Genomic DNA, 10987 nt, shown 5'->3' on the forward strand with positions numbered 1-10987 from the left:
TTCTGCTACTGGCCGGGCGGGACCTCCAGGGAGGTCGCCGTCCCGCGGCGCAGCCCGGTGTCGTGGGTGGCCCGGTCGTGGGCGGACATCGCCTCCTGGCGGCCGGGCTCCTCGCGCAGGATCGCCGCGCCCTTCCAGTCCTCCGGGATGGCGAAGGCGTCGACCAGCGTGACCATGTGCGGGCGCAGGTCCTTGAGCAGCGCGTTCACCGTGGCGGTGAGCGCCTTGGAGCGGTTCGCGGTGAGCCGGCCGTGCTCGAGGAACCAGGCCCGGTCGGCCTCGATGGTCGACAGCGCGTACAGGTCGCAGACCCGCTCGAGCAGCGCCCTGGCGCCGGCGTCGGTCGCCCGCTCGATGCCGGCGACGAAGGCCTCCAGCACGACGCGGTCGACATGCACCTGCGCCGTCCGCAGCACGTGGTCCTGGACGTCGTTGAAGACGTCGAACGGCCGGACGCCGGGGGTCGCCGCGCCGCGCCGCAGCCGCCGGATCGCGCCCTCGAGCACGTGCTTCTCGCGGTCCTCGAGCATCTTGAGCTGCCAGCCGCGGTCGAGCAGCGGCACCTCGTCCTCCCGGCCGGGGACGGCGTCGACGAGCCGGGCGATCAGGCCGCGGGCCGCCGTCCGCTCCAGCACGGTCTCGCGCACCATGTCGGCGATGAAGCCCACCTTGCCCCAGCCGTCGAGCGAGCCGAAGGCGTCGCGGTAGCCGGTGAGCAGGCCCTTGGCGACGAGCTGCAGCAGGACGGTGTTGTCGCCCTCGAACGTGGTGAACACGTCGGTGTCGGCCTTGAGGTGCGGCAGCCGGTTCTCCTGCAGGTAGCCCGCACCGCCGCAGGCCTCACGGGCCATCTGGATGGTCCGCGTGGCGTGCCAGGTCTGCGCGGCCTTGAGCCCGGCCGCCCGGGACTCCAGCTCCCGCTGCGCGGCCTCGTCGAGGTCCTCCGCGCCCTGGACGTCGTGCATCGTGCCGACCAGCTCCTCCTGGGCGAAGGAGTAGGCGTAGGTGGCGGCCAGGGCCGGCAGCAGCTTGCGCTGGTGCACGAGGTAGTCGTTGAGCAGGACCTCGCGGTCGGCGCCGGGCGCGGAGAACTGCCGGCGGGTCTCGCCGTAGCGGACGGCGATGTCGAGGGCCAGCTTGGTCGCGGCCGCCGCGGAGCCGCCGACGCTCACCCGGCCGCGGACCAGGGTGCCCAGCATGGTGAAGAAGCGGCGGGTCTCGTTCTCGATCGAGCTGGTGTAGGTGCCGTCCTCGGCGACCTGGCCGTACCGGTCGAGCAGCATGTCCCGCGGCACGGCGACGTGGTCGAAGGACAGCCGGCCGTTGTCGACGCCGAGCAGGCCGGCCTTGGGGCCGTCGTCCCCGATGGTGACGCCGGGCATCGGATCTCCCTGCTCGTCGCGGATCGGCACCAGCCAGGCGTGCACCCCGTGCCGCTCGCCGTTGGTCACCAGCTGGGCGAACACGACCGCCATCCGGCCGTCCTCGGCCGCGTTGCCGATGTAGTCCTTGCGCGCGGCCTCGTGCGGCGTGTGCAGGTCGAAGGTCTGCGTCGCGGAGTCGTAGGTGCACGTCGTCCGCAGCTGCTGGACGTCGGAGCCGTGCCCGGTCTCGGTCATGGCGAAGCAGCCGGGCAGGTCGAAGCTCATGATGGCGGGCAGGTACGCGTCGTGCTGGCGCTGGGTGCCCAGCGCCTGGACGGCGCCGCCGAACAGCCCCCACTGGACGCCGGCCTTGACCATCAGCGACAGGTCGGTGAACGCCAGCATCTCGATCGAGGTGACCGAGCCGCCGGCGTCGTCCTCGCCGCCGTACTCCTTGGGGAACCCGAGGGTGACCCGGCCGGACGCGGCGATCCTGCGCGCCATCCGGGTGACCCGCTCGCGGGCCTCCTGCACGTTCTCGCCGTAGACCGGCAGCAGGTCCGGGTCGTGCAGGTTCTCCCGCGCGTCGCGGCGCACGTGGCCCCAGCGGCCGTCGAGCACCTCGGTGAGCGCCTTCGGGTCCACCGCGTGCGGCAGGCTCGTCGTCACGGTCCCTCCTCCTTGTTGCGGGTCACCACGCCGGAGAGCCCGGCCCAGGCGAGATCGGTCAGGTGGGCCGCGAGCTCGACCCGGGGCATCGGCCGGTCGGCCTGCAGCCACCAGTCGCCGGCCGAGCGGACCAGGCCGACCAGGCCGTGGCCCCACGGCAGGGCGGCCGACGGGTCGCGGCCGGCCTCCTGCAGGGCGACGGCGACGATGGCCGCCGCCTCGTCGCCGACCAGGTGGGACAGGTTGGCGATCGGGTCGGCGTCCTCCGGCCGGTCGGCCGGCGGCGGCTGGACGACGAACCGGTAGAGCTCGGGGTCGGCCTCCAGGAAGGCCAGGTAGGTCTCGACGGCGACGGCGAGCATCTGCCGCGGGCCCGAGGTGCCGGTCATGGCCGCGCGCAGCCGGGACATCAGGTGGCCGGCCACCCGGGCGCAGACGGCGACGTGCAGCTCGGTGCGGTCGGCGAAGTGCCGGTAGACGACGGTCTTGCTGGTTCCGGCGGCGGTGGCGATCTCCTCCATGCCGACGCCGGCACCGTGCCGGCCCACCGCGGCGATGGTGGCGTCGACCAGCTGCTCGCGGCGGGCGCGGCGGTGCTCGTCCCACCGCGAGTCGCGGCGGTCGCGCCTCGACGTCTCGAACTTCACGACACTAACAGTACCTGATACCGTGAGTGTCAGGCACTCCTCGAGGCGGTGATCCGCCGCCCCCTGCCCCGCTCCAGTGATCCCGGAGGTCACCCCGATGGCTCCGCAGACCCGGAAGGCCGCGATCGTCGGCGGCAACCGCATCCCCTTCGCCCGCTCGAACTCCGCGTACGCGCAGGCGTCCAACCAGGACATGCTCACCGCGACGCTGGACGGGCTGGTGGCCCGCTTCGGGCTGCAGGGCCAGCGGGTCGGCGAGGTCGTCGCCGGCGCCGTCCTCAAGCACGCGCGCGACTTCAACCTGACCCGCGAGGCGGTCCTCGGCTCGCGGTTGTCGGCCGCCACCCCGGCCTACGACGTGCAGCAGGCCTGCGGCACCGGGCTCGAGGCCGCCGTCCTCGTCGCCAACAAGATCGCGCTGGGGCAGATCGAGTCCGGCATCGCCGGTGGCGTCGACACCACCTCCGACGCCCCGCTGGCCATCCACGACGAGATGCGCCGCGTGCTGATCGCGCTCGGCAGCGCCAGGACGGTGCAGCAGCGGCTCGCGGCCCTCGCCGGCGTGCGACCCGGGATGTTCGTGCCCGAGGCCCCGCGCAACGCCGAGCCGCGCACCGGCCTGTCGATGGGCGAGCACCAGGCGATCACCGCCAGGCAGTGGGAGATCAGCCGTGAGGCCCAGGACGAGTTGACCGTCCGCTCGCACCACGACCTCGCCGCCGCTTACGAGCGCGGCTTCTTCGACGATCTGGTCACCCCCTACCTGGGCCTGACCCGCGACGAGAACCTGCGCCCGGACACCTCGGTGGAGAAGCTGGCGAAGCTGAAGCCGGTGTTCGGCGCGGGCGACCCCGACGCCACCATGACCGCGGGCAACTCGACGCCGCTGACCGACGGCGCCTCCGCCGTCCTGCTGGCCTCCGACGAGTGGGCTGCGTCGCGGGGGCTGCCCGTGCTCGCCCACCTCGTCGACGCCCAGACCGCCGCCGTCGACTACGTGCACGGCGGCGAGGGCCTGCTGATGGCCCCGGCGTACGCCGTCCCGGTGCTGCTGGCCCGCAACGGCCTGACGCTGCAGGACTTCGACTACTACGAGATCCACGAGGCCTTCGCCTCGACGGTGCTCGCCACGCTGAAGGCCTGGGCGGACCCGGCGTTCTGCAAGGAGCGGCTGGGCCTGGACGCCCCGCTGGGCTCCATCGACCGGTCGAGGCTCAACGTCAACGGCTCGTCGCTGGCGGCCGGTCACCCGTTCGCCGCGACCGGCGGGCGCATCGTCGCCTCGCTGGCCAAGCAGCTGCACGAGGCGGGCCCCGGCAAGCGCGGCCTCATCTCCGTCTGCGCGGCCGGCGGCCAGGGCGTCGTCGCGATCCTCGAGTCCTGACCCCTCCCGGCCATTTCCGCGGAAACCGCCGGCTACTGAGAGGACACACCCCGTGAGTGACTGGTATCGCGACCTCGCCAACTCCGGCGTCGGTTCGACCCTCGTCAAGCAGCTCGGCCTGCCCCGACCGGCCGTGCTCCGCAGGTACGAGCCCGGCGCTCCGCTGCTGACCGGCCCGGCCGTGGTCGGCACCACCGGTGGGAGCCGGCTGCACGAGATCCTGATCCGCCTGCTCGAGGACGCCGGCGTCCCCGTGCAGCCGCCGGCGGCCACGGACGGCGAGCGGCTGGGCGCCGTGCTGCTCGACGCCACCGGCGTGACCGGCCCGGCCGATCTCAGCGCGGCGCAGGAGTTCCTGACGCCGGCGGTTCGGCGGCTCGGCCCCTCCGGCCGGGTGCTGGTGCTGGCCGACCCGCCGTCGGACGCCGGCTCCCCGGCGCAGGCCGCGGCCCGGCAGGCCCTGGAGGGGCTGGTCCGCTCGATCGCCAAGGAGCTGCGCAACGGCGCGACGGCGAACCTGCTGGTCGTGCCGGCCGGTGCGGAGGCCTCCGTCCCCGGCCCGGTGCGCTTCTTCCTCTCCGGCCGCTCGGCCTACGTCGACGGCCAGGTGGTTGCCCTCACCACGGCCGACGTCCCGGCGGACGAGGACGAGGAGCGCCCGCTGGCCGGCAGGGTCGCCGTCGTCACGGGCGCCGCCCGCGGCATCGGCGCCGCGATCGCGCGGGTCCTGTCCCGCGACGGCGCGCACGTGGTCGCCGTCGACGTCCCGGCGGCCGGTGACGAGCTGGCCGAGGTGGTCAACGAGATCGGCGGGACGGCGTTCCAGCTCGACATCACCGCGCCCGACGCGGCGCAGCGGCTGATCGCCCACCTGCGCGAGCGGCGCGGCGGCGTCGACGTCGTCGTCCACAACGCCGGCATCACCCGCGACAAGCTGCTGGTCAACATGGACGCCGCCCGCTGGCACGCGGTGATGGCGGTGAACCTGCAGGCGCAGCTGGACCTCACCCAGGCGCTCCTCGACGCCGAGGGCGTGCTGCGGCCCGGCGCCCGGGTGGTCTGCGTGAGCTCGCAGTCGGGCATCGCCGGCAACCGCGGGCAGACCAACTACGCGGCGTCCAAGGCCGGCGTCATCGGCATGGTGCGGGCGTGGGCGCCGGCGTTCGCCGAGCGCGGCGCGACGATCAACGCGGTGGCGCCGGGCTTCATCGTCACCGAGATGACGGCGAGGATGCCCTTCGGCACCCGCGAGATCGGCTCGCGGATCAACTCGCTGCAGCAGGGCGGCCTGCCGGTCGACGTCGCCGAGACGATCGCCTGGCTGGCGCAGCCCAGCGCCGCCGGGGTGAACGGCCAGGTCGTGCGGGTGTGCGGCCAGTCGTTCCTGGGGGCGTGATGGCCCGCACCGTGCTGGGGTCGGCGCCGTCGATGCCGGCGCTGTTCGCCCGGGCCGCGGTCACCGCGCGCGGCCGCGGCGGCGGGCTGCCCGACACCCGGCTGGCCCGCACCGGCGTCCGCGTCGAGGCCGCCGACCTGGCCGCCTACGACCGGGTCTGCGGCTTCCCGCTGGCCGACACGCTCCCCGCCACGTACCCGCACGTGCTGGCGTTCCCGCTGCAGCTGGCGCTGATGAGCGACCGGTCGTTCCCGCTGGCGCTGCCGGGCCTGGTGCACGTGCGGAACCGGGTCGACGTGCTCCGGCCCGTGCGGGTCGACGAGGCACTCGACCTGGAGGTGTGGGCCGAGCGGTTCGCCCGGCACCCACGCGGGGCGACGGTGGACCTGTGCGCGTCCGTCTCCGCCGGCGGCGCCGAGGTGTGGCGCTCGCGGTCGACGTACCTGTCGCGCGGCGCCCAGGCGCCCGAGGGCGCGCCGCAGTCCGACCTCTCGCTGTCGGTCGGGGACCTGGCGCGTCCCGTCGCCACCTGGCAGGTGCCCGACGACGCCGGGCGCCGCTACGCGCGGGTCTCCGGCGACGTGAACCCGATCCACCTCTCCGGGCTGACCGCCAAGGCCTTCGGCTTCAAGCGGGCCATCGCGCACGGCATGTGGGTGCAGGCCCGGGCGCTCGCGGCGCTGACCGGACGGCTGCCCGACGCGATGGCGGTCGACGGGGTGTTCCGGAAGCCGCTGCTCCTGCCCTCGACGGTCACGCTGGCGACCGACCCGGTGGCCGGCGGCGGCTGGGACCTCGCCGTCCGCAACGCCGGGAGCGGCGCCGAGCACCTGCTGGGCACGGTTCGCCCGCTCTGACCCCGCGCCACGATCAGGGAACCTGATCGTGGCGCGTCCTCCCTCACCGCCGGCCGTGGGGGAGGACGCGCTGCGGTGCGGGGGGACGGTCGACCGGGCTGCGAGCGGGGCCATCCTCCGGTGAGGTGGGTCCGTGGAGCACACGGACCCGACCGAACACCCCCGGCCGCTGCTGCGCCGTCCCTGGACCTCGCTCGACGGGGAGTGGGAGTTCGCCGCCGACCCCGACCTCGCCGGCACCGTCGGCGGCATCGCGTTCGACCGCACGATCCGGGTGCCCTACGCCCCGGAGACCCCGGCGAGCGGCGTGCAGTGGACCGGCCGGCTCCACCGCGCCTGGTACCGCCGCCGGCTGCCCGGCCGCGCCGGCGACCGGCGCACCGTCCTCCACTTCGGCGCCGTCGACCGCGTCTGCGACGTGTGGGTCGGCGGCACGCACGTCGCCTCCCACGAGGGCGGCTACACGCCGTTCGGCGTCGACGTCACCGACTCCCTCGGGGACGACGGCGCCGACCTGGTGGTCCGGGCCGACGACGACCCGCTGGACCTCGAGGCACCGCGCGGGAAACAGGACTGGCGCGACGAGCCGCACGAGATCTGGTACCCGCGCACCACCGGCATCTGGCGCACGGTCTGGCTGGAGCAGGTGGCGCAGCGGCACATCGCCGACGTCCAGTGGCGCGGCCACCCGCGGACGATGCGGGTCGACGTCCGCGTGCAGCTCGCCACCCCCGTGTCCGGTGCCCGGCTGCACCTGCGGCTGCGCGCCGGCGACCGGCTGCTGGTGGACGACGCGGTGCGGGTGGACGGTGCCGTCGTCGAGCGCACCGTCCAGGTGGGGGACGGCGGTATCGACGACCGCAGCCGGCTCCTGTGGCGGCCCGGGCCGGACCCGGTGCTGCTGGACGCCGAACTGGCGCTGATCACCGACGACGGCGAGGTGCTCGACGAGGTCGAGAGCTACACCGCGCTGCGCTCGGTCGAGGTCGGCGACGGGCGGCTGCTGGTCAACGGCCGTCCGGCGCCGCTGCGGCTGGTGCTCGACCAGGGCTACTGGCCCGACACCGGCGCCACCCCGCCCGACGTCGCGGCGCTGCGGCGGGACCTGGAGCTCACCCGCGCGCTGGGCTTCACCGGGGCCCGCAAGCACCAGAAGACCGAGGACCCGCGCTACCTCGCCCTGGCCGACCGGATGGGTCTCCTGGTGTGGGCGGAGATGCCCTCGGCGTACCGGCCCGGCCCGACGGCGAGCGCCCGCCTGTTGCGGGAGTGGGCCGACGTGGTGGTCGCCCACCGCGGGTTCCCCAGCGTGGTGGCGTGGGTGCCGCTCAACGAGTCGTGGGGTGTGCAGGAGGCGGCGGTCGACGAGCGGCAGCGCGGGCTGATCCGGGCGATGGCGGCGACGGCGGACGCGCTCGACGGCACCCGGCCGGTCTCGGCCAACGACGGCTGGGAGACCCTCGGCGGCGACATCCTGGGCGTCCACGACTACGAGCAGGACCCCGCGGTGCTCGGCGAGCGCTACGCCACGGCCGAGGACCTCGAGCGGGTGGCGACCGGACGGCGTCCCGACGGGTACCTGGCCGACCTGGAGCGGGCCGGCGTCGCGGGCCGGGCCGTCGTCCTCTCCGAGTTCGGCGGCGTGGCGCTGCGCTCCCCGGAGGACGAGGGCTGGGGCTACGCCGACGCCACCTCGCCGGAGGACCTGCTGGCCCGCTACCGCGCCCAGTGGGCCGCGGTGCACGGCAGCACCGCGCTCGCCGGCGCCTGCTGGACGCAGCTGACCGACACCTACCAGGAGGTCAACGGGCTGCTGGGCATGGACCGGGTGCCCAAGGTCGACCTCGAGGCGCTGCGCCGGGCCACCCTCGGCGAACCCGAGGCGGCGCCCGCGCCGACCGTCCAGCCGACCACCTCCCCCCCGAGTTGATCATGGGTTGATGTTCGGCGACACGCTGCGGACGGCGTGTCCTCCGGCAGCGACCCCATGATCAACGGTGGTGGGCGAGGGAGGCAGCGGGTGCGAGGTTCCCAGGAGCGTGCGGTGCCGTTCCGTTCGGTCACGGGTCGGCAACGATCACCGTCCCGACCTGCGAGGCGGGACGGTCCGGGCCAGGGTCGGGCGCAGACCGCGACAGTCGAGCCGCCGGAGGTCCCCGTGCGCAGCAACCGACTCCTGCCCCTGCTCGCCGCCGGTGCCCTGGTCCTCAGCGCCTGCGGCGGCGGCGGGGAGAGCGTCGACACCGGAACCGGTGGAGGCGGCGGCGGGGGCGGGGGCAACACGCTCGTCGCGGCGGTGGCCGCCCAGCCCGACCAGTTCGACCCGCACGTCACCACGGCGTACCCCAGCTTCCAGGTCCTGGAGAACGTCTACGACACCCTGGTGGTGCCGAACGCCGAGGACCTCACGATGGAGCCGAGCCTGGCCGAGAGCTGGGAGACCAGCGAGGACCAGCTGACCTGGACGTTCACGTTGCGCGACGGGGTGACGTTCCACGACGGCAGCACGTTCGACTCGGCCGACGTCGTCTACTCGTACAACCGGATCATCGACGAGGAGCTGAGCAACTCCTTCCGGTTCCAGAACGTCGCGTCGGTCGAAGCACCCGACCCGCAGACCGTGGTCATCCGGCTCACCCAGCCGACGCCAAACCTGCTGGAGCGGATCGGCTCCTTCAAGGGGATGGCGATCCTGCCGGAGAACGCCGCGGAGGACCTCGACCTCACCACCGAGGCCAACGGCACCGGCCCCTTCCAGCTGGAGAGCTCCGACGCCAGCAGCACCGTGCTGACCGCCTACGCGGACCACTGGGGCGGCGCGCCGACCGTCGACGGGGTCGAGTTCCGCTACATCACCGAGCCGGCGGCGGCGCTGACCGCGCTGCAGAACGGCGAGGTGCAGTGGACCGACAACGTCCCGCCGCAGCAGATCGAGTCGCTGGCGGGCGACGACACCGTCGAGCTGCAGACGACGCCCAGCGTCGACTACTGGTACTTGTCCATGAACTACGCACGGGCGCCGTTCGACAACCGCGACGTGCGGCGCGCGATCTCCTTCGCCGTCGACCGCGAGGCGGTGGCCGAGGCGGCGTGGTTCGGGGCGGCCCAGCCGAACCAGACGGCGATCCCCGAGGACAGCTTCTTCCACACCGACTACGCGCCGTTCCAGCCCGACCCCGACCAGGCCCGCCAGCTGCTGCAGCAGGCCGGCGTCCAGACGCCGCTGACGATGGGGCTGATGGTCACCGACGAGTTCCCGGAGACGGTCACCGCCGCGCAGGTGATCGCCAGCCAGCTCGAGCCGATCGGGATCAACGTGGAGATCGAGACCCTCGACTTCGCCACCTGGCTGGACCGGCAGGGCCAGGGTGACTTCGATGCCTTCTACCTCGGCTGGCTCGGCAACCTCGACCCGGCGGCCTACTACCAGGAGCAGCACCAGACCGACGGGCCGAACAACTACCAGGGGTACAGCAACCCGCAGGTCGACCAGCTGCTGCAGGCCGGGGCGACGGAGACCGACGAGGCCGCCCGCAAGCAGATCTACGACCAGGCCGCGCAGCTCATCGTCGACGACGTCTCCTACCTGTACCTCTACAACCCCGACGTGGTGCAGGCGTGGGCGCCCGGCCTGTCGGGCTATCAGATCCGGGCGGACAAGGCGATCAACTTCGAGACCGTGGAGCTGCCCTGACCGGCTACCTCCTCCGCCGGGTCGGCCAGGCCCTCGTCGTCCTGGTGGGGGTGAGCGTCATCGTCTTCGCCCTGGTCCAGCTGGTGCCGGGCGACCCGATCCGGCTGGCGCTCGGCACCCGGTTCGACCAGGAGACCTACGACGCGCTCCTCGCGCGGTCCGGCCTGGACCAGCCGCTGGTGCAGCAGTACTTCACCTGGGCGGGCCGGGCCCTCACCGGGGACCTCGGGGTCAGCTTCCGCAGCGGGGAGACGGTGACGTCGCTGATCGCGGAGCGGCTGCCGGCCACGCTGACGCTGGCGTTCGCCTCGATCCTGGTGGCGCTCCTGATCGCCGTCCCGCTGGGCACCGTGTCGGCGCTCCGGCCCCGGTCGGTCGTCGACCGGGTGGCGACCGTCATCAGCCAGTTCGGCATCTCGGTGCCGGACTTCTGGGTGGCGATCGTGCTCATCCTGGTGTTCGCCGGCACGCTGGGCTGGCTGCCCTCGGGCGGCTACGTGCCGCTGAGCGACGATCCGTGGGGCTGGCTGCAGCGGCTGATCATGCCGGCGGTGGTCACCGGGACGGTGTCCGGCTCGGTCATCACCCGGTTCGTGCGGTCCAGCGTGCTGGAGGCGCTCGGCGCCGACCACGTCCGGACGGCGCAGGCCAAGGGGCTGCCCACCCGGCAGGTCTTCACCTGGCACGTGCTGCGCAACGCGCTGCTGCCGCTGGTCACCGTCACCGGTGTGCAGCTGGCCTACCTGCTGTCCGGCGTGGTCGTCGTGGAGATCGTCTTCTCCTGGCCGGGGCTCGGACAGCTGGCGCTGCAGTCGGTCCAGGCCCGCGACTACCCGGTCCTCCAGGGGGCGATCCTGCTGTTCGCGCTCGTGTTCCTGTTGATCAACCTGGTGGTGGACCTGCTCTACACCGCCATCGACCCGCGGATCCGGCGATGACATCCCAGCCGGGGCCTGCTGCGATGACATCCCAGCCG

General features: G+C 73.7%; 8 protein-coding genes. 6 read left to right on the forward strand and 2 right to left on the reverse strand.

What is annotated here, in order from left to right; all coding sequences use genetic code 11:
* Nucleotides 1-5: 5 nt before the first annotated feature.
* A complete protein-coding gene (locus tag BUB17_RS15915) occupies nt 6-2033 on the reverse strand; it encodes an acyl-CoA dehydrogenase family protein (protein ID WP_072919599.1) in 2028 nt (675 codons plus the stop codon).
* Complete coding sequence (locus tag BUB17_RS15920; RefSeq protein WP_072919601.1) at nt 2030-2680, reverse strand: TetR family transcriptional regulator; 651 nt, start codon at nt 2678-2680, stop codon at nt 2030-2032. The genes BUB17_RS15915 and BUB17_RS15920 overlap by 4 nt, the downstream gene beginning before the upstream one ends.
* 97 nt (nt 2681-2777) lie before the next feature.
* On the opposite strand from BUB17_RS15920, the gene BUB17_RS15925 reads away from it, so the two are divergent.
* The 6 genes from BUB17_RS15925 to BUB17_RS28265 all read left to right on the forward strand — a co-directional run bounded on the left by BUB17_RS15925 (nt 2778) and on the right by BUB17_RS28265 (nt 10949).
* Nucleotides 2778-4064: an acetyl-CoA C-acetyltransferase gene (locus BUB17_RS15925; protein WP_072919620.1), complete on the forward strand. Its 1287-nt coding sequence runs from the start codon at nt 2778-2780 to the stop codon at nt 4062-4064.
* A 52-nt stretch (nt 4065-4116) separates the two neighbouring features.
* Complete coding sequence (locus tag BUB17_RS15930) at nt 4117-5460, forward strand: 3-oxoacyl-ACP reductase (protein WP_072919602.1); 1344 nt, start codon at nt 4117-4119, stop codon at nt 5458-5460.
* Nucleotides 5460-6317 (forward strand): MaoC family dehydratase, encoded by an 858-nt coding sequence (locus BUB17_RS15935; protein WP_072919621.1) that lies wholly within the window; start codon nt 5460-5462, stop codon nt 6315-6317. The genes BUB17_RS15930 and BUB17_RS15935 overlap by 1 nt, the downstream gene beginning before the upstream one ends.
* A gap of 133 nt (nt 6318-6450) precedes the next feature.
* Nucleotides 6451-8247: a glycoside hydrolase family 2 protein gene (locus tag BUB17_RS15940; protein ID WP_072919604.1), complete on the forward strand. Its 1797-nt coding sequence runs from the start codon at nt 6451-6453 to the stop codon at nt 8245-8247.
* A 228-nt stretch (nt 8248-8475) separates the two neighbouring features.
* Nucleotides 8476-10011, forward strand: coding sequence for an ABC transporter substrate-binding protein (locus BUB17_RS15945; protein ID WP_072919606.1), 1536 nt, complete (start codon nt 8476-8478; stop codon nt 10009-10011).
* Nucleotides 10008-10949, forward strand: coding sequence for an ABC transporter permease (locus BUB17_RS28265; protein ID WP_072919623.1), 942 nt, complete (start codon nt 10008-10010; stop codon nt 10947-10949). The genes BUB17_RS15945 and BUB17_RS28265 overlap by 4 nt, the downstream gene beginning before the upstream one ends.
* Nucleotides 10950-10987 lie beyond the last annotated feature (38 nt).

Source organism: Geodermatophilus obscurus, assembly GCF_900143215.1.
GTDB lineage: Bacteria > Actinomycetota > Actinomycetes > Mycobacteriales > Geodermatophilaceae > Geodermatophilus > Geodermatophilus obscurus_A.